At 35.3% G+C, this 20,528-nt stretch carries 17 protein-coding genes; 7 read left to right on the forward strand and 10 right to left on the reverse strand.

Translation table 11 applies throughout. The features are described 5' to 3' along the window. Positions 1-272 precede the first annotated feature (272 nt). The 6 genes from DN410_RS24655 to fdhF form a co-directional block, all read right to left on the reverse strand. A complete protein-coding gene (locus DN410_RS24655; protein WP_149178418.1) occupies positions 273-1,688 on the reverse strand; it encodes an amino acid permease in 1,416 nt (471 codons plus the stop codon). Between the two features lie 103 nt (positions 1,689-1,791). Further along, the gene (ald, locus tag DN410_RS24660) at positions 1,792-2,925 is read right to left on the reverse strand and encodes an alanine dehydrogenase (RefSeq protein WP_149178419.1); all 1,134 of its coding nucleotides are present in this window, start codon (positions 2,923-2,925) and stop codon (positions 1,792-1,794) included. A 369-nt stretch (positions 2,926-3,294) separates the two neighbouring features. Further along, positions 3,295-5,166 (reverse strand): glycerophosphoryl diester phosphodiesterase membrane domain-containing protein, encoded by a 1,872-nt coding sequence (locus DN410_RS24665; RefSeq protein WP_149178420.1) that lies wholly within the window; start codon positions 5,164-5,166, stop codon positions 3,295-3,297. Next, a complete protein-coding gene (locus DN410_RS28215) occupies positions 5,153-5,317 on the reverse strand; it encodes a hypothetical protein (RefSeq protein WP_218947488.1) in 165 nt (54 codons plus the stop codon). Before DN410_RS28215 ends, DN410_RS24665 begins: the two co-directional genes overlap by 14 nt. Positions 5,318-5,322: 5 nt before the next feature. Then, a complete protein-coding gene (locus DN410_RS24670; RefSeq protein ID WP_001040509.1) occupies positions 5,323-5,805 on the reverse strand; it encodes a helical membrane plugin domain-containing protein in 483 nt (160 codons plus the stop codon). A 12-nt stretch (positions 5,806-5,817) separates the two neighbouring features. Beyond that, positions 5,818-8,760, reverse strand: a complete 2,943-nt coding sequence (fdhF, locus tag DN410_RS24675) for a formate dehydrogenase subunit alpha (RefSeq protein WP_149178421.1) — start codon at positions 8,758-8,760, stop codon at positions 5,818-5,820. Between the two features lie 301 nt (positions 8,761-9,061). Here fdhF and fdhD point away from each other — a divergent pair, with 301 nt between their 5' ends. Beyond that, positions 9,062-9,868: a formate dehydrogenase accessory sulfurtransferase FdhD gene (fdhD, locus tag DN410_RS24680; RefSeq protein ID WP_149178422.1), complete on the forward strand. Its 807-nt coding sequence runs from the start codon at positions 9,062-9,064 to the stop codon at positions 9,866-9,868. A gap of 292 nt (positions 9,869-10,160) precedes the next feature. Then, complete coding sequence (locus DN410_RS24685; RefSeq protein ID WP_149178423.1) at positions 10,161-10,667, forward strand: GNAT family N-acetyltransferase; 507 nt, start codon at positions 10,161-10,163, stop codon at positions 10,665-10,667. A 416-nt stretch (positions 10,668-11,083) separates the two neighbouring features. Here the strand turns inward: DN410_RS24685 and DN410_RS28590 are convergent, their stop codons facing one another. Beyond that, entirely contained in the window at positions 11,084-11,206 is a 123-nt protein-coding gene (locus tag DN410_RS28590; RefSeq protein WP_088233340.1) for a hypothetical protein, read from the reverse strand. 330 nt (positions 11,207-11,536) lie between these two features. On the opposite strand from DN410_RS28590, the gene DN410_RS24690 reads away from it, so the two are divergent. The 3 genes from DN410_RS24690 to DN410_RS24700 all read left to right on the forward strand — a co-directional run bounded on the left by DN410_RS24690 (position 11,537) and on the right by DN410_RS24700 (position 14,396). Next, positions 11,537-12,208: a response regulator transcription factor gene (locus DN410_RS24690; protein WP_149178424.1), complete on the forward strand. Its 672-nt coding sequence runs from the start codon at positions 11,537-11,539 to the stop codon at positions 12,206-12,208. A gap of 65 nt (positions 12,209-12,273) precedes the next feature. After that, positions 12,274-13,737, forward strand: coding sequence for a sensor histidine kinase (locus DN410_RS24695; protein WP_149178425.1), 1,464 nt, complete (start codon positions 12,274-12,276; stop codon positions 13,735-13,737). 146 nt (positions 13,738-13,883) lie between these two features. Beyond that, on the forward strand, positions 13,884-14,396 hold the full coding sequence (locus DN410_RS24700; RefSeq protein ID WP_000351212.1) for a GNAT family N-acetyltransferase: 513 nt from the start codon (positions 13,884-13,886) through the stop codon (positions 14,394-14,396). 33 nt (positions 14,397-14,429) lie between these two features. On the opposite strand, the gene pdxR is transcribed toward DN410_RS24700, so the two are convergent. Beyond that, positions 14,430-15,830, reverse strand: coding sequence for a MocR-like pyridoxine biosynthesis transcription factor PdxR (gene pdxR / locus DN410_RS24705; protein ID WP_149178426.1), 1,401 nt, complete (start codon positions 15,828-15,830; stop codon positions 14,430-14,432). A 121-nt stretch (positions 15,831-15,951) separates the two neighbouring features. Here pdxR and DN410_RS24710 point away from each other — a divergent pair, with 121 nt between their 5' ends. Both DN410_RS24710 and DN410_RS24715 read left to right on the forward strand, forming a co-directional pair. Then, positions 15,952-16,878: a DMT family transporter gene (locus tag DN410_RS24710; protein WP_149178427.1), complete on the forward strand. Its 927-nt coding sequence runs from the start codon at positions 15,952-15,954 to the stop codon at positions 16,876-16,878. Between the two features lie 115 nt (positions 16,879-16,993). Beyond that, positions 16,994-17,518 carry a DUF4871 domain-containing protein gene (locus DN410_RS24715; RefSeq protein WP_149178428.1) on the forward strand — a complete coding sequence of 175 codons (525 nt, stop codon included), beginning with the start codon at positions 16,994-16,996 and terminating at the stop codon, positions 17,516-17,518. Between the two features lie 297 nt (positions 17,519-17,815). On the opposite strand, the gene DN410_RS24720 is transcribed toward DN410_RS24715, so the two are convergent. Together DN410_RS24720 and DN410_RS24725 are read right to left on the reverse strand one after the other, a co-directional pair. Continuing rightward, entirely contained in the window at positions 17,816-19,015 is a 1,200-nt protein-coding gene (locus tag DN410_RS24720) for an NAD(P)-dependent malic enzyme (RefSeq protein ID WP_149178429.1), read from the reverse strand. Between the two features lie 59 nt (positions 19,016-19,074). Further along, a complete protein-coding gene (locus DN410_RS24725) occupies positions 19,075-20,421 on the reverse strand; it encodes a 2-hydroxycarboxylate transporter family protein (protein ID WP_074540599.1) in 1,347 nt (448 codons plus the stop codon). Positions 20,422-20,528 lie beyond the last annotated feature (107 nt).

Consider the following 20,528-nt stretch of genomic DNA (forward strand, 5'->3'; position numbering starts at 1 on the left):
TACCAATATTCTCCGCATCTATCATACTCTTCATACAAAAAAGGATGCACGAAAACTACTGTGCATCCTTCTCCTATTTATTCGCTTTCACTCCATCCACAATTAACGAAGCAAATTCTAATTTATCAGCTTGATTTCTTTGATCAAAACATTTCAAGCAATAAATGAATCCTTCAACATTCGCCATAGTAACATAGGTCCCCATTATTTCAACAAAAGAAAAAGCCTTGCGCGCTCCCTAGACGCACAAGGCTTACTATCTTATATCCCTTTTAATTAGCTTTTTCTAAATTATCCTGCGAACTTCCATCGTCTTTTAAATGACTATGTTTTTTCGAATAAACAAAGTATACAACTACTCCGATTGCTAACCAAACACCGAAGTAAATCCATGTTGTTAGTGGCAAGTTGAACATTAAGAATAGACAACATGCGATTGAAATAATAGGTAACGTTGGTACAAGTGGTACCATAAAGCCACGTTGTAAGTTCGGATGTGTTTTACGAAGAATAATAACCGTCACACCAACCATCGCAAATGTTAACAATGCCCCAATATTCGCTAAATTCGACAATTCTTTTAAATCGACAAATCCAGCAATTAAGGCACTACCAATACCTGTTAACCAAGTTGAGAATACTGGCGCTTCTGTCTTCTTATTAATTTTCGCAAATGATTTTGGTAATAAGCCATCACGGCTCATCGCGAAGAATACACGTGTCGTTGCATAAATGTAAGCAAAGATTACAGCCATAATACCAATTACAGCTCCAACTGCGATTACACCTGCTACTTTATCTTGTCCTACAACCTCTAACACATATGCCATAGCTTCTGGTACGTCTAATTCTTTATAAGAAACCATACCTGTCATAACGAGACAAACTACAACATAAATAATTGTACAAATAATTAACGAAGCAATAATACCAATCGGTAAATCACGTTGTGGATTTTTTACTTCTTCAGCAGAAGTCGCTAATGCATCAAATCCTAAGAAAGCAAAGAATACTGCTGCCCCTCCGGCAAAGACTCCGCTAATACCGTACGGCATAAATGGTGTCCAGTTTGTTGGTTGTACATAAAACGCACCAACCGCAATGAATAATACAACAATACCAATTTTAATTAATACCATTATGTTATTCACACGCTTACTTTCTTTCGTACCTCTTGATAGTAACCAAGTTAAAACTAACGTAATGATGATCGCTGGTAAATTCACGATACCACCTTGAGATGGAATCTTTAACAGCTCTGTTGGGATGTGTAATCCAAATCCACTCACTAAGTTATTGAAATACCCCGTCCATCCACCAGCTACCGCGGCAGTTGTTACGACATATACAGATAGTAATGTCCATCCCATTAGGTGGGCAATAAACTCACCAATTGTTGCATATGAATATGTGTATACACTACCTGAAACTGGGAGTGTAGACGCAACCTCTGCATAACATAAAGCTGCAAATCCACAAACAATTGCTGCAATCATGAATGAAAAAATAACTGCTGGACCAGCATCTCTTGCTGCTACTAATCCAGTTAATACTAGAACTCCTGTACCAATTATCGCACCAATCCCTAGCATTGTTAGGTCAAATGCCCCTAGCGTTTTCGTTAAAGTTTTACTTTTACTTTCCCCTAACAATTGCGTAACGGATTTCTTTTTAAATAGGTTGGCCACGATGTATGCCCCCTTTTGCCAAGAAGAGCTAAGAGGTATTATCTCTTAGCTCTTATCATGTTGTTTTATATATTGTTCGATTTTGTTTTGTATAATGCTTTTATTAGCAAGATACTGTTTCTGCTTCTAGTAATTCTTTAGCACCTTTGTACTCTACACCGTGAGCTTCTGCAACAGCTTCGAATGTTACATAGCCATCTAATGTGTTAATACCTTTTAATAATGCAGAGTTGCCTAGGCAAGCTTCTTTGTAGCCTTTGTTCGCAATTTGTACTGCATATGGTACTGTTACGTTTGTTAATGCAAGAGTTGATGTACGTGGAACCGCACCTGGCATGTTAGCAACTGCATAGTGAACAACGCCGTGTTTTTCGTAAGTTGGGTTGTCATGAGTTGTAATACGGTCAGTTGTTTCGAAAATACCACCTTGGTCAATCGCGATATCTACAACAACAGAACCTGGTTCCATTGATTTAATCATTTCTTCTGTTACAAGTTTTGGCGCTTTTGCACCTGGGATTAATACTGCACCGATTACAAGATCAGACTCTTTTACAGCTTCTGCAATATTGTAAGGATTAGACATTAAAGTTTTTACTTGGTTTCCGAAAATGTCATCTAATTGACGAAGACGTTCTGCGCTTAAGTCGATGATTGTTACATCCGCACCTAGTCCAACTGCAATTTTAGCAGCATTTGTACCAGCTTGTCCACCACCGATAATTGTTACTTTACCGCGTTTAACCCCTGGAACACCTGCAAGTAAGATACCTTTACCGCCTTTGTTTTTCTCAAGGAATTGTGCACCGATTTGTGCAGCCATACGACCCGCTACTTCACTCATAGGTGCAAGTAATGGTAATGAACGGTTGTCTAATTGTACTGTTTCGTATGCAATCGCAACAACTTTCTTCTCGATTAAAGCTTTTGTTAATTCTGGCTCTGGAGCTAAGTGTAAGTATGTGAATAAGATTAAACCTTCACTGAAGTGTTTGTATTCGCTTTCAATTGGTTCTTTAACTTTCATAACCATTTCCATGTTCCAAGCTTCTTCAGCTGTTTCAACAATTTTTGCTCCCGCTTCAACATACTGAGCGTCTGTGAAACCAGATCCTAAACCTGCACCCTTTTGAATGAATACTTCGTGATTGTTACGAATTAAATGTACAACACCTGCTGGTGTCATTGCCACACGGTTTTCGTTGTTTTTAATTTCTGCTGGTACCCCAATACGCATAATGAAATGCCCCCTTATAATTAACAGAAAAAAGAAAGTCTTTTTTCTTTTTGTAATAATTAATAACTTATGTCCTTATTCTAGCATAACTTAAAAGTTATGAAAACGCTAACATACTATTTTTTTAAAGTTTATATATTTAGAATAGTGTAAATATATAAAACATTGATTCTATTAGGTATCCCGTGTTATCCCATTATCTATCACTCTATTTTTATTATACTCACTCCAAATAAACAGTAATCATTTATTATTTGACAATAATGTAACAATGTAAGAAACCCAAATAACCACGTATACATATACACTTATTATTTTACACAATACTTTAGAGATATATTCTTTTCACAAAAAAACAGCTGCTAGCATTTAGCCAGCAGCTGGATAACTTATAAATAACTTCGAAAACAAATCATCTGTTGTTTCTGTAATTTTATCGAACAAATCACTTTCTTCTGCTTCTTGCTCTTTTAACATCTTAATTGTTTCACGTGCATCCTCAGGATAATCGGTAATGATACCATCTACGTTCAATTTATAATAACCTTTTAAACTTTCCATATCATTTACCGTCCATACGTAAATTGGCTTATTTAACTTTCTTGCTTCTTTTACTAATTTCTTATTTAACATGTATTCTTCTGCTACATAAAAATCAGCCTTCACATTCTTTAAGTTAGCTCTACTCGCATACAGTATATATCCTACTTTTATATTTGGATTTGCACGTTTAAACTCTTTAATGAGGGGATAATGCAATGTTTGAATAACGCATTGTTTCTCAAAGTCATTATCTTTAATTGTTTTTAGTACTTTATTTACGAAGTCCTTCTCACCACCATGAAGCTTCACTTCTATATTGAGTTTTATTTTATTTTTTGAAAGCTTAATCATCTCATCTAATGTACTAATTTCCCCTGTAAACCCATCTTGACTAAGAGTAAGCTGCCTTAACTCATCCATCGTTAAATCTGACACATGCACATTGGCATTAGCAAGGCGTTTCAACTTCAAATCATGTATAACTGCTAGTTCACCGTCTTTTGTTTGCAGTACATCAATTTCAGCATAGTCTGCTTTCGCATCAATAGCTCCTTGCACAGCTTCTTTTGTATTTTCTACACCTTTTGAAATATAACCACGATGAGCCATAATAATTGGTTCTTTATATGTGTTTGTAATAAAGATCACAATGAAGGCAACAACCATTCCTGCAGTAATAATTCCTACAATATATACACCAATAAATTTCCAACGATGTTTTTGAAAGAAACATTTATCTGCCTTCGTTTTTGAATAATCTAATCCTTCTTCTAATAAAACATCTTCGACGGGAACCTTTTGTAAATACAATCGGGTAATCGCCATAATATAAAATGGTGTCACGATAAAGCTAAATAAATACAATGTACTCGTTAAAAATACAGACATTGTTGATTCAGCTAATAATGCAAATGTTCCCTTTGGGTTTGTAAATTCATAAACACCCCATAAACACAATAAATATATTCCTAAAAATACAACATACACAATCCCTATTGAAATAAAAAATCCTACTAAAAAGAATAGTACTTTAATAAAGCTTTCTTTTACTAACTTCGCACTTTTACGCGCTGCTGTGCGAAACGGCTTTTGCTCTAAAACAACAATGGGTAGAACAAAAATCCAACGAAGGTTCAAATACGCAACTACAGCAAAGAATGTGTAATAACCAACTTGTCCCATCGTCGTCTTAAACAGTTCCCCTGTAATAAAGTTAGGAATTTGAATTTGCGGAATTAATGCCGTTTCATATCCCATATTTAAAAGAGGTAACAATACGACAGCATATAAAATAAATCCTGGTAAGCAATATGTGAAAAGAGTAGGTAAATACGTTACCGTTTTATATAAAATCGGACGTAATTTCACCTTTTGTCTTTTATGAGCGAAATACGAAATAATAATAAGCACCGCAAATTCCGTAAAGATAAGAAACAGTGCTAACAATGACAAAATTACAATTGCCAAGATGCCGTATGGCGTTTTTAAAAATGCTAATAACTCATCATTCGTTGCATTTGCATAACCACCAAAATATAATAACTTATTAAAAATGATCCCAAATAGCGGGACAAATACAATCGCTGCTAATAATTTATAAGCAAGTTGAAAGGTTAATACATTCCAAAAAGCAAATTTAACTGTTTGAAAGGAATGTCCCATTACTCCTGGTATAGATAGTTTTTTACGGTGTTGCATATATTCCTCCAAATTCTAAAACGATATTTGAGATGGATTCCACACTTCCAATTCCAATCCATCTTTTTAATAATAATATATTCCGCTTAACATGAACACTCTTATACATGCAACGAAAAAAGTGATGGCTATTCCCCATCACTTTTTCCATCTACTCTACTTTTTCTCTAGCCCTTGTCCAAATGCTTTCAAGAAGCTAAAACCGAATGTAATGGCTCTATTGATATCTGGATCTTTTAACACTTTAAAGAAATCCATTACCTTCGTTTTTTTACCACTATTTAATTCATCAGTTGCAAATTGTAATCCAGTAACTAAACTTGATGTAATTTGCTTCGTTACTTCTGGGTCAACTGAAGATAACGCTTCTCCTGCCCCCATCATATTGTTTAACGCATTTTTAACTGGCTCACGATTTAATTGCTCAACAGCAATTTTTGACACATCTTCCTTTGCAGCAAGTAAACTAATCGCTGCGTCTAAAATACCAGCTTTCTGTAATTGTGCTAATAGCTGCATTGTTTCCTCAACTGCTTCACGGTTATTCGCTAACTCAGTGAACAATTCCTCTGCTAATTGCTGTTTTTTCTCTTCTTCTGTTACAATCTTTTTTTTGATTAAAGTAATCTCTTTTGCCATTATCTCCGCCCCCTAATTCTGGTCCACAAGTGATACATATTGTTTTCGCTGCCATTTTTGCTCAATTTCAACACCGTTTTGCGGATGACGTTTTTTATCTCTTGGGTTTGAAGATGGTAATGGACGATTTCCTTTTTCACGTAATACGCGCAGTTTTACCATTGTTTGTTTATAAGCTGGTGTACATGTATAAATGTCGGTTGCTGTTCCTGTTAAAATATTGATTGCCTCTTCATTTACTGTCGCATGCATCGGCAAATATAGCTCATTTCCAGTTACACGATCTGTAACAAGTGCTTGCACTTTAATCTTCCCAAATGGTGATGCTAATTCTACAAGACCACCATCTTTCACTTGGCGTTCTAAAGCAAGTTCAGGTGAAATTTCAACAAAGACTTCGGACACTTTAGATAAAATTCCAGCCGACTTATTCGTCATATTTCCTTCATGGAAATGCTCTAGCATACGGCCATTATTTAAGAGTAAATCATACTCATCTGGTGCTATAACTGGTGGTACCCATTCATCTAATGATAGACGAGCAAGTTTATCTGGGAAGTTAAATCCGTCTACATATAATAGTGGTGTATCACTGCCATCATGACTACCCCAACATAAACTATTCCATCCTTCTAAACGGTCGTACGTTGCTTGAGAGTATAACGGGGCAAGTGATGCAATTTCATCCATAATTTCACTTGGGCTTTCATAATTCCAATCCCCGCCAAGTGCACGAGCAACTTTTTGCAAAATCCACCAATCTGGTTTGGAATCACCAAGCGGCTTCAATACTTCATACAACCTTTGAATACGACGCTCTGTATTCGTAAATGTTCCTTCTTTTTCTAAACTTGGCGCCGCCGGTAAAATAACATCAGCAAAACGAGCTGTTTTTGATAAGAACATATCTTGAACAACAAGGAAGTCTAAATTTGCTAAAATATGTTGCACATGGTTGGCGTTTGAATCGACTAAAGCCATTTCTTCACCCATGACATACATACCACGCAATTTTCCTTCGTCTGCTGCAAGTAACATTGCGATATTATTTAACCCTGGTGCTTTCGGGATAGTAGTACCATATGCTTTTTCAAATTTTGCACGAAGCGTATCATCTGAAACTGCTTGATAACCCGGAAGCCAGTTTGGTAATGTTGCCATATCACAAGCCCCTTGCACGTTATTATGTCCTCGTAACGGATATGCACCTGCACCAGGACGACGGTAGTTACCCGTAACAAGCAGTAAATTTGAAATTGCAGCTGAAGTTGTACTTCCTCCTGTATTTTGAGTTACACCCATTCCCCAAAGTACACAAGTACCATCTGCTTCATATACCATACGAGCCATTTCTTTTAACTGATTTTTAGAAATCCCCGTAATTTCTTCTGTATAATCCATCGTATATTTCTCTAGCATTTTGCTATATTCATCAAAATTCTTTACATTTTCAGCTATGAACTTTTTATCATGCCAATCTTGATCAATAATATATTTCGTAATACCAGCAAGCCATACGTAATCCGTTCCTTGACGTGGATGAATAAATAAATCCGCTCGCTCTGCCATCTCATGTTTGCGAAGGTCTGCCACAATTAATTTTTGTTCGTGTAATTTATGAGCACGTTTTACACGCGTCGCAAGTACAGGATGTCCTTCTGTTGGATTTGCACCAACGATAATAACAAGACCTGCTTCAGCGATATCTTTCACTGTTCCAGCATCCCCGCCCATACCGACAGTTTTAAATAAACCGTCGGTTGCTGGGGACTGACAATAACGTGAACAATTATCTACGTTATTTGTTCCATATATTTGACGGGCTAGTTTTTGCATAAGATAGTTTTCTTCATTCGTTACTTTCGAAGAAGAAATAAAGCCAAATGCATCACTGCCATATTCTGATTTAATATGCTGCATATTAGATGCAACCACTTCAAGGGCCTCTTCCCAAGTGGCTTCAACAAACATATCTCCTTGACGAATTAATGGTTTTGTAATGCGATCTTCACTATTTACAAAGTCCCATCCAAATTTACCTTTTACGCATGTGGAAATACCGTTAACCGGCGCATCTGAAACAGGTTGCACTTTTAAAATATGACGGTCTTTCGTCCATACTTCAAATGAACAACCGACACCACAAAATGTACAAACTGTTTTTGTTTTATTAACCTTCGTCTTACGCATCGCAGATTCCACTTCTGAAACTGCTAAAATACTACTATATCCAGGCTCTACATCTTTTACAAAATCAATCATTGGATCTAATACATCTGGTTTTAATCCTGTCATGAATCCAGCTTCACCTAACATTGATTTTTCCATCAACGCATTACATGGACATACTGTTACACACTGCCCACAACTCACACAAGATGAGTCATTTATGCTTACACCATTGTCCCATATAACACGCGGACGATCTAAGCTCCAATCTATCGATATAGTTTCATTGACCTGTAAGTTTTGACATACTTCTACACACTGTCCACAAGCAATACATTGATTTGGATCATACCGATAAAACGGATGTGACATATCCACTTCACAAGCACTTACCTTCGGCTCATACGGATATTTCTGTTCTTCAATTCCCATCATATGCACTGTATTATGAACCTTACAATTACCGTTATTGTTATCACATACGGTACAATACAATAAGTGATTTTCTAATATTCGATCCATCGCCTCAGTTTGCGCCTCTTTTGCACGCTGTGACTGTCTTTCAATATGCATACCATTCTCAAGCTTCGTTGAACAAGCACGCATTAACTTCCCATCTACTTCTACAATACACGTATCACAAGTTTGAATTGGATCTACTTCTGGTACATGACAAATTTGAGGATGTTCCAAATTACTCTCGTTAAATAATTGTAGTATTGTCTTTTCACCCGATGCTGAAAATTCTTTACCATCTACGGTTACACGGACTGTCTGTTCTGCCATAGTTTCCCCTCTCCTTACAACCAACTGTACAACACATTTATGAATCCGTTTTCATAAATGAATTACTGTACATATTTTTGAAACGCTCTGCCCAAATACTTTTCTTATGAAGTCGATTCTAGATGTTTATAAGGTATCACTACGAAAGCCTGAAAATTTCACTATTCTACATTTCTATTATATCGTATATATACAATAATAACCAAAATAATCTGATACCTTCCTTCTAATAGATGTTTTTATTTTTTCAATGTTTTATGATAAGTGTGGGAGAGAAATACATATAAAAGGGGAATTTAATATGGGGCCTACGCAAGAGAATTATACAGTTGTACGCTATCAGTCTGGTACATTTTCAAAACAACTTGATGAGATTGTTACAGAATCTCCTATTACTATTAAATTAAATGGCGAAGAGTATGTAACAGTCGTATGTACACCAAATTACATCGAAGATATGGTAATTGGTTTTTTAATTTCTGAAGGAATTATTTCTTCCTATAAAGATGTTGGAGAACTATGGGTTCAAAAAGATAACGGAATTGTCCATGTAACATCATCAAAAGTAAATCCGCTCTATCAAAATTTATACAATAAACGATACATCACTTCCTGTTGTGGAAAAGGTAGACAAGGTTTTATTTTCGCTAACGATGCTGCAAAAGCAAAAAATTTACATGATATACATGTGAAAATTACTCCTGAAGAATGCTTTCACTTAATGAATACTTTGCAACAATCTTCCACTACCTTTCGCCAAACCGGCGGTGTTCACAATACCGCGCTATGTGATCGAAACAATATCCTCCTATCAAGAATGGATATTGGAAGGCATAATGCATTAGATAAAATATATGGTCATTGTTTGCGCAACGATATATCCGTTAAAGGAAAAATCATCGCATTTAGCGGGCGTATTTCATCCGAAATTTTACTCAAAGTTTCAAAAATCGGATGTGAAATTGTTCTATCTAAATCGGCTCCAACAAAACTAGCATTGCAACTCGCTCACGATTTAGGCATTACAGTCGTAGGATTTATTAGAAATGAATCTTGTAATATTTACACGCATCCACATCGAATTGATGGTTATCAATCGAATAACTAAAATAGCTCCTCAATCGAGGAGTTATTTTAGTTATAAAAATGTAATATATTAAACACTTGAATAGTTAATAAAGTTAATATATAATTTCATTACATAAAGTGAAACTTTAATCAGTGGGGAGCTTCATCCCCCGCTGATTATCAGCCCACAAATAGCGGGATAATTAAAAACAAAACATTGTAGCATATATCTTTTCATTCTTTTACAAATTAAAAGAGACTGCTAACAAAACGCATACACAATCTTATACAAGTAATGGATTTATTTGAAATCCACCAGGGAGGTTACAACTATGGAAATTCGCTTATTAACGACAGAGGACGCAGAAATATATTTAAAAGTTTGTATGGAAGGTTTAACGAAGAACCCGGAAGCTTTTAGCTCTTCTTATGAAGATGTTCTTAAACATGAGGATCCTGTAGCTGCTATGGCAAAACGATTAAGCAATCCGGATAAGTATACTCTAGGTGTCTTCAAAGATAACGATTTAATCGGCATTGCTACTTTAGAAACAAAACCATTCATTAAACAGGAACATAAAGCAAAAATTGGCTCTGTTTTTGTTTCCCCAAAAGCGCGTGGCCTTGGAGCAGGACGAGCATTAATTAAAGCAATTATTGAAAATGCCGCTAAATTACATGTAGAACAACTGATGCTCGATGTTGTAGTTGGTAACGATGCTGCAAAAAAATTATATGAGTCATTAGGTTTCCAAACTTACGGCGTACAAGAGCGTTCATTAAAACATAACGGTCAATATTGGGACGAGGAACATATGGTTCTGTTCTTAAATGATTAATACTCCAATATAGTTCTCCAAAAGCATCTTTTTATTAAGAAAGATGCTTTTTTCATTACAACAATGTAATCTTCATGTCACCTTTATCGATCGTACCAATCCTTTCCATTCATTATACTAAAAATATAAAATGAAACTTTAATTAATGAATCATTACTACTGATCATTAAGTGAACGTACAGCATTCACTTGATACGTAGAGGAGAATGTGACATGAGACAAAATAAACGAGCTATATTTTTAATATTTACTACAGCGCTTGTAACTTCTGGTTTAGCAATTTTACCTTGGTTTATTATATAGAACTATTCCCTTAAAACTAGACTCAATAAGGAAACGGCCATCCCTATTGAGTACTTGCCTATATAAAATAAAAAAAGCTGATAGCTTCTTAAGAAGCTATCAGCTTTTATATATTATAAAATCCCTAAAAATTTATTTACACAACTTATAATAATAACCATAGATACGGCAACACACATTACAACCGTATTACGATCTTGCTTTTCTTTTGATGAAATTTCTTCTTTTGGATTCATGTGTATAATCTCCCTTTAAAAAAAGTGTGAGATAGGAAATTTTTCTTATCCGATGCGAGGTGAATACGAAAACCCTCTCTATCTCACATACACAATAGAATGGAATTGTCATTTTATAAATAAAATGACATGACGTTATGTCGCAACATAGGGTATTTTGTGTCGCTACGTTTTCTATTATAAAAAATAGTTGTGCAAAACTAGTGCATTTTTTATGTCAATTGCCTTGAGGCAAAAAATCCGCCCTCTACTCAATCACATAAAAAGAGTTTTTTATTATTTTCATGTAAACTATACAAATAGAATGAACAGTTTGGGGTGCACAAGATTATGGTTAAAATTTTATTAGTAGACGATGAAGAACGTATGTTACGATTATTAGATCTGTTCTTAAGCCCTCGCGGCTATTTTTGTATGAAAGCTACCTCTGGCCTTGAAGCACTAAAGTTAATCGAACAAAAAGACTTCGATATTATTTTGTTAGATGTTATGATGCCGAATATGGATGGATGGGATACTTGCTATCAAATCCGTCAAATATCCAACGTTCCAATCATTATGCTAACAGCTCGTAATCAAAATTACGATATGGTGAAAGGTCTTACCATGGGGGCTGATGATTATATTACAAAACCATTTGATGAACATGTATTAGTCGCACGAATTGAAGCAATATTACGCCGTACAAAGAAAGATGGCTTTGTTAGCTTCCATGGTATTGAGTGGGATAAAACAAAACATACTGTCACAGTATATGAAGAAAAAATCCCACTAACTCCTATCGAGTTTTCGTTACTTGGACTATTCTTACAAAATACAAACCGTGCTTATAGCCGAGATGATTTAATCGAAAAAATTTGGGGTTATGAAACAGACATCGAATATAGAACAATCGATTCACATATTCGCAATATCCGTGATAAATTACGCAAAAAAGGATTTCCTGTTGAAAACTACTTAGAAACTGTCTATAAAGTCGGATATAAATGGAAAGGTGAATAATTACTTCGGTCAGTGAACAATAGTATATCACTGACCCTTTATATGAAATAAGGTATGGTGAGAAAATGAGTAAACTTTCACTTAAAATTGGGACATACTTTTTAATATTAGCTTTATGTATTGAAACAATTGCTTTCGTTTCTTTTTACAAAAGTATTTCAAAAATGCGGATTGAGGAGGAAACTCTCGCTCTTTTAGAAAAAGGTAATCGTTATAGTAGCATGATTAAAAACCGCGCCAAGTGGAATGTATATTCTAAAGAAAAGAAACTCACAGAAAGCGCTGAACACAGTAAACGGCCTAAACGTGCTGTATACCCCGAGTTTGATATCAACACTGAAGCTGAACACTTAGTCGAATCAGAAGCAATTGCTAACTCTGATATAGCTATCATTATAACGGACAATAACGGCAAAATTATTTCCACTTCAGAACCTGTAACAAAAGCAATGCAAAAACAGCTTACTTGTAAAACAGAAACTCTTCCAGAAGGTGGATTAATCGTCGAAAAGAACTGGAAAAAATCAAAATTCATCACAACGGTAAGCCCACTTAACACAGCAGAGTTTCAAGGAAAGTTATATATGTTATTAAAAACATCTTTCTTAGAAAATATGTTACTTAAACTCATGAAGCAATTTCTTATCATTAGTGTTTTGACAATTATTTTAACGACTATTTCTGTCTTTGTTTTTTCTCGTGTTATTACAGAACCACTTATAAAAATGAAGAGGGCAACAGAAAAAATGTCAAAATTAAATAAGCCAATTCAATTAGGTATTAAACGGAATGATGAACTTGGAAGCTTAGCAAAAACGATTGAAGATTTGTCCAGTGAACTGACTTATATGAAAAAAGAACGTAATGAATTTCTCGCTAGTGTCGCCCATGAACTATTAACTCCATTGACCTATATGAAAGGTTATGCGAAGGTAGCAAAGAGAGACTCTTTAACGAAAGAAGAGCGAGAAGAATACTTACAAATCATTGAGGATGAAACAGATAGTGTAACCGATCTCGTCCAAGATTTATTTATGCTTGTACAATTAGAACAGCACCAATTTGTTATAAAAAAACAAAAAGTACTTCTTAGGCCTTTTTTAGAGCGAATGGTTGAAAAAACAAAAACAACATTAACTAATAAGCAAATGCAACTTCATGTATACTGTAAAGAAGATTTAGAAGTGTATATAGATGAAAGACGCATGGAACAAGTGATGTTAAATTTATTGCATAACGCTTATCAGCATTCGCCAGAAAATACTTCTATAACAATACGTGTACTAACGAAAACAAATACTTTTACAATAAGTGTACAAGACGAAGGCGAAGGTATTCCTGTGGAAGATATCCCGCATATTTTTGATCGTTTTTACCGCGTTGATAAATCCAGAACGAGAGCTACTGGAGGAAAAGGTATCGGGCTAGCTGTTGCAAAAGAAATTGTGGAATTGCATAACGGTTCCATTCTAGTAACAAGCAAATTAGGCGTAGGAACAAACTTTATAATCGAGCTACCTTGTGAATAATAAGTGTGTGAAAACACCAGTAGTAGTAAACACTACTGGTGTTATTTTGTTCATAAAACCAGCTCATATAAGCTAGGCTTTTGAAATTATTCTTATTTCAATATAAAATAAAGAGACATTTGTCAAAGATTTGGAGGGTGATATAATTGGATATCCATGTATTAACAAAAGACGAGGCAGAAATTTACTTAGAACTTCGTGTAGAAGGATTAAAACAAAATCCTGAAGCTTTCAGCTCTTCTTATGAAGATATTATTAATAAAGAGTGTGCGATTGAATATAAAGCACAAAAATTAGCACAAGATGAAAACTATACGCTAGGTGCATTTAAAGATGGAAAATTAATCGGGGTTGCAACGCTGGAAACGAAACCATATGTAAAACAAGAACATAAAGCTAAAATCGGTTCTGTATATGTGTCTCCAAAAGCACGCGGACTTGGAGCAGGAAAAGCACTTATTAAAGAATGTCTTGAACTTGCTAAATCTTTAGAGGTAGAACAAGTTATGCTTGATGTTGTTGTTGGCAACGATGGAGCAAAAAAACTTTATGAATCATTAGGATTTAAAACATTCGGTGTGCAAGAACGTTCATTAAAATATAACGGACAATATTGGGACGAAGAGCATATGGTCTTATTCTTAGATGAAAATAAATAATAAAAAACATCCTCTCGTGTATGAGGATGTTTTTTACTTTTTTCTAAACCACGCTGTATTTAATAGTTGAATCGCTTGCGCAATTTCTTCTTCTGATAAAATCGCAAACCCAAGTAAAACTACATTTTCAGGTGCAGTATCAGCTTTGTAGTACGTAGAAACAGGATATATTTTAATACTATATTTTGCCGCTTCTTTAATTAGTTCTTCTTCCCGCATTCCATTATGCACTTTTAATAAAATGTGTAATCCCGAATCTTCTCCTATCACCTCAACACGATTAGAGAAATACTTCTCTATTTCAAAGACGAGTCGATCTCTCTTTTTCCGATAGACGACACGCATTTTATGAATATGTTTTTCCCAATAGCCTTCATTTAAAAACCTTCTTATCACTTCTTGATCCATTCTTGAAACACTTTGTGTATAAAATAAATATTTCTTTTGATACGTTTTAATTAGTTTCTTCGGTAACACCATATAGCTCATCCGTAACGATGGTAACAATGCTTTCGATAGCGTCCCCATATAAATAACTTTCCCATCTGTATCTAATCCTTGCAGTGCAGGTATCGGCTTTCCTGAGTAACGAAATTCGCTATCGTAATCATCTTCAATAATATACCTACCCTCTTCTCTCTTCGCCCATTGTAAAAGCTGCATCCTTCTCGTGATAGGCATAATCATTCCATATGGGAATTGATGAGATGGTGTAACAAATACAACCTTCGCATCGCTATTTTCTAAATCTGCAATACAAATTCCATCCCTATCTAAAGATAACATTTGAACTCTGTTTTCTCCTTGTTCAAAAGCAACCATTTTCCTATGATACCCTGGATTCTCGACTGCATAACAGCTTCCCTGTAATAACTGAAACAGTAACTTTACTAATATTTGCGTACCGGCTCCTAATACAATTTGACTCGGCGAACAACGCACACCTCTAGATTCATACAAATAGTTTGCAATTTCCTCCCTTAAGCTCAATTCCCCTTGAGGGTGTCCAAGAAAAAGCAACTCATTATTATGTGGCTGCCATACATCATTTATAAGCTTGCGGTACATAGTGAATGGAAAAGTGTTCGTATCAACCCCTGTTTGGGTAAAATCAAATTTATAGTTCTCCTCCCGAAACGGGACTTCTTCTACTTTCGCTTCGCTTCCTTCTACATAAATCATTTGTTCAACTTTGCATACAAAATAACCTTTTCTCGATGCCGACTCAATATAACCTTCTGCAAGTAATTGCTCGTAAGCCGCTTCTACTGTATTCTTACTCACTTGTAAATAGCTCGCCAGTTTTCTTTTTGCAGGTAATTTTGTAAAAGCCGGAATCGTTCCATCTTTAATTTCTTTTTTTATATACTCATACAATTGCACATACAATGCTATTTTACTTTTCGCATTTAAATTCGGCGTTAATTCTAACATAATATCTGACCCCTTACTAAAACTGAAATCTGATACTTTTTACAGTACCAGAAGTTATATATAATTCCTTTTATCATGTCACACATAAAAAAATCAAGTACTAGAGAGGAGATGCATGATAGTGAACAATAGTAGACGTATTGGACTCATTATGATTATTACAGGAGCTACCTTATGGGGGTTATCTGGTCCAATGATTCAGTGGCTTTTTCAGCATACTAACGTATCATCAATTGATTTTTTAACAATTCGCTTGTTGCTTGCAGGCATATTTATTTTATCTTTCTTACTAATAAAAAAACAAAATATATTTCACATTTGGAAACGCCCTAAACAATTTATACAACTAATTATCTTCTCTATTGTTGGCATGCTTGGTGCACAATACGCTTTTATCGAAACCGTTCATATTAGTAATGCAGTCACAGCAACACTATTTCAATTTCTAGGTCCTGTACTTATTACCATTTATGTTGCCTTTGAACAAAAGAAATTCCCTGCTTATTTGCAAATACTAGCCATTGTCACCGCTCTAACCGGGACATACTTTATTATTACAAACGGTTCAATTGCAAATATTGTTTTATCGAAAGAAGCCATTATTTTTGGCCTATTAACAGCAATTGGATTTGCATTTTATACCCTTCATCCAGCTTCTCTTATTAAAGAATGCGGAACAATTGTAGTAATTGGATGGGGGATGTTAATCGGCGGCATTGCCCTGCTTATTTGCAATCGCTCGTTTGAATGGAATGAGCTTTCGCAAACTTTTACACCAAAAACTTTTTCGATGCTTATTTTAATCATCATAAGTGGCACTCTTTCTTTTCTTCTTTATATCGGTAGTCTGAAATATTTAGCAGCAACAGAAACAAGCATTTTATCTAGCATTGAACCACTTGTAGCAGCCATCATTTCAATCGCTTGGCTAAATGAATCTTTTGGATCCTATCAATTATTAGGCGGCGTATGTATCATTCTTTCCGTTATTTTCTTAACGATGCCGCAAAAAGAGAATGAGCCAACCTTTACAACTGAACAAGTATAGAAAATGTCAAAAGAGGTCGTACAAAACTTACGACCTCTTTTTATACTTTAAAGGAATTGTCCCGCTTTCTAGCAAATACAATTACACTAACAATAAAAATTAGGAGTGTGGCACCATGAAAAAAATCGGAACTATGCTACTTTTCTCCTTTCTCATTACTGGCTGTGCGCAAGTGCAACCCGATTCAAACGTACCTAAAAAAGAAATACTGGAAACATCATCCGCTCAAATTAACGCCCCTTCCTTTTTTCATCTTAGTGTTTTAAAAGATGTAAATTGGGAAGAAGCCCAATCCTTCGTAGATGGAAAAATACCTTTAAAAGGCATCGAAGGAAAAATCGCAATGGCTGATACCTCTATTATCTCAAATGAACAAAATGAAATAATGTGGTACTTTTTAGATCCTGAAAAGCCAACTGGAAAACTCTCTATTATTGCACTAAAACAAGGATCAGTAACGCCAACACCAGTCCTCTTTCAACAAGAAAATTCCAAACAAACTTGGACTGCTTCAAATGCAATAGATTCTACTACAAACGAAATCCCTCTCACTATATCGCTGCCTTCATCTGGATTATGGTTATTAAATCTATATATGAATGAAAGATATTATGATCAATTTGTAATTACTGCTGAGTAAAGTGACAGAACTAAAGTAGTTTCTTACAACAATGTAATTTCCACGTCATATACTTCGATAGTTGAAGTCTCTCTCTTCTCTTATACTTAAAGTAAGAAATGACACGAGGAGAGATGAGAGATGAAAAAAATGATAGAAGTGATCGTAGCAGTAACTGAGGTTTTAGTAAATGGTAAACAAGTTGCAATGGAATTAAATAAATAATGAGGAAACATAAATAAATAATGTTACACTTCTTCATTATTTTGATTTCTTATCTCAAAAAAGCAGTGCCTTTTTAGGCACTGCTTTTAGCTATTAATAACTTGGCATTTCTGTAATTCGTGCCACACCTGAATCAATGGCTGCTTTCGCTACTGCTTCTGCAACACTTGGAACAACTCTTTTATCTAATGGATTCGGGATTACATAATTCGCATTACGTTCTTCGTCCGTAATGATGTTAGCGATCCCATATGCTGCCGCTAATTTCATTTCTTCTGTAATATCAGTCGCGCGCACATCTAACGCACCGCGGAATATTCCTGGGAACGCCAATACATTATTTACTTGATTCGCATAATCCGAGCGCCCAGTTCCAACTACAGCTGCCCCAGCCTCTAATGCATCCTCAGGGAAAATTTCTGGAATTGGATTCGCCATTGCAAACACAATTGCTTTCTCATTCATCGTCTTTACAAGCTCTTTCGTTAGTACATTAGGGGCAGATACACCGATAAAGATATCAGCCTGATGAATTGCTTCTTTTAACGTTCCACGCACATGTTCTCGATTTGTCTTTTTTGAAACCTCAATTTGCGCTTCGTTCATCCATGCTTCACCTTCACAAACAATACCTTCTAAGCTAACTAACGTAATGTGCTTTGCACCAGCCTTTAATAATAATTTTCCAATTGCAATTCCTGCTGAACCCGCACCGTTAATAACAATTTTCACATGATCCATTTGTTTGCTAACAACTTTTAATGCATTAATAACAGCTGCTAAAACGACAATAGCTGTTCCATGTTGATCATCATGGAATACAGGAATATCCGTCTCTTCTTTTAATCGTTTTTCAATTTCAAAACAGCGTGGTGCTGCAATGTCTTCTAAGTTAATTCCTGCAAACGTAGGCTCTAAATTTTTCACAAGGGTAACGATTTCATCCACATCAGTCGTACCTAAACATAATGGAAAAGCATCTACATTCGCAAATTTCTTAAATAAAATACTCTTCCCTTCCATAACAGGCATAGCTGCTTTCGGTCCAATGTTCCCTAAACCAAGTACCGCTGTTCCATCTGAGACAACTGCCACCATATTACCGCGTGCTGTATAGTCATACACTGTTTCTTCATCTGCTGCAATTGCTTTGCAAGACTCCGCTACACCTGGTGTATATGTCAGACTTAAATCATCCGCTGAATTTACTTCTACCTTACTTGTAATTTCAATTTTCCCTACTAATTCTTTATGCAATAACAATGATCTTTCATTAATTTGATTTTCTAACATACTTATAATCTCCCCTTAATTTGACAAGCTAGCTATATGAATATAGCTAGCTTGTTTGATCATGAAAACATTTTTAATAAAATTGTCGCTGTTACAACCATTGCTGCCCCGCCTAAACGAGTCGAAATTTGCGCGAATGGCATTAATTCCATTCGATTTGAAGCTGATAAAATAGCAACATCTCCAGTTCCACCTAAACCACTATGACATCCAGTTACAATTGCTGATTCAACTGGATACATTTTCATCACTTTCCCTACAAGAAAACCTGATGCTACCATTGTAAGAACAACTGATGCGCACACGACAACATATCCTACTGAAAGAACTGCTGCTACGTCTTTTAGCGGAATATATAGCAATCCTAATCCAACCATTAACGGCCAAGTTAAATTTTTCGAAATGAATTTATATAAATGGAATGCTCCTTGCTCCATTTTTGCTGGCATTAATTTAAAGTATTTCACAAGTGCTGCTGAGAAAATCATAATGATTGCCCCAGGAATACCGATGAACTTCGAAGCAAATCCTCCGAAGATGAAGAACGTACACGCAATTAATAAACCTGCTCCCATTAATGAGAAGTCAATTGGCTTCTCTGTATTTTGTTCTTTTAATAACTCGGCTTGATTGTCTGTTTTTACTAATACACCGTTACCACTAAGCTCCGGTTTCTTCTCACCTAAACGCTTCATATACCCTGCACTTACAATTGCGAACATATTTCCAATAATAGCCGCTGGAATAAGCTGTGATACAAACGTTGCTGATGATTCATTTAAAATATCACTATAAGCTAGCGACAATGGTAAAATCCCTTCCCCGATACCACCACTCACAATTGGTACGATGATAAAGAAGAATGTTTGCTTCATTTCAAATCCAAATAATGAACCAACCAATAATCCTACTACTACAGAAGCTAACGTCCCTACTACTAAAGGAATAAACATACGAACGAAACCTTGTACTAATACTTTACGATTCATTCCTAAAATACTTCCGACTACTAAACAAGAAATATATAAATATAAAAAGTTCGATTTTTTCATTAGCATAGTCGCAGCTTCCATTGAAGCTGGATTCATCCAGTTAAAAAATACAAGTAATGATGGAATAAATAACGAAAGTATTGCTGGACCACCGATATTTTTTAAAATTGGAATTCTCATCCCAATGTCACCTAAGAAAATACCCATGATCATAATAACTGCAAATCCACCAATCATATCTGCTGGTAATTTATTATATACAGATGCCCCATAAATAATAGCAGCCAATACTACATATAACGGTAAAGGTATAACACCGATTTTTACATTCATAATTTTAGAAGCGAAAGATTCTCTTTGTACTTCATTTCCTCCAGAAAATGATACCGCTTCCACATTCTTTTGAATTCCCATATGGCACCCCCTTGTTTTCTTAATAACAATATTAAAACGCTTTCAATAGTAAAAATAGTTTTTGTAAGTTTTGTAATTGATTTTGTAATTAAAAAAAGTATAAGCGA

Source organism: Bacillus sp. SH5-2, from assembly GCF_008368905.1.
Classification (GTDB): domain Bacteria; phylum Bacillota; class Bacilli; order Bacillales; family Bacillaceae_G; genus Bacillus_A; species Bacillus_A luti.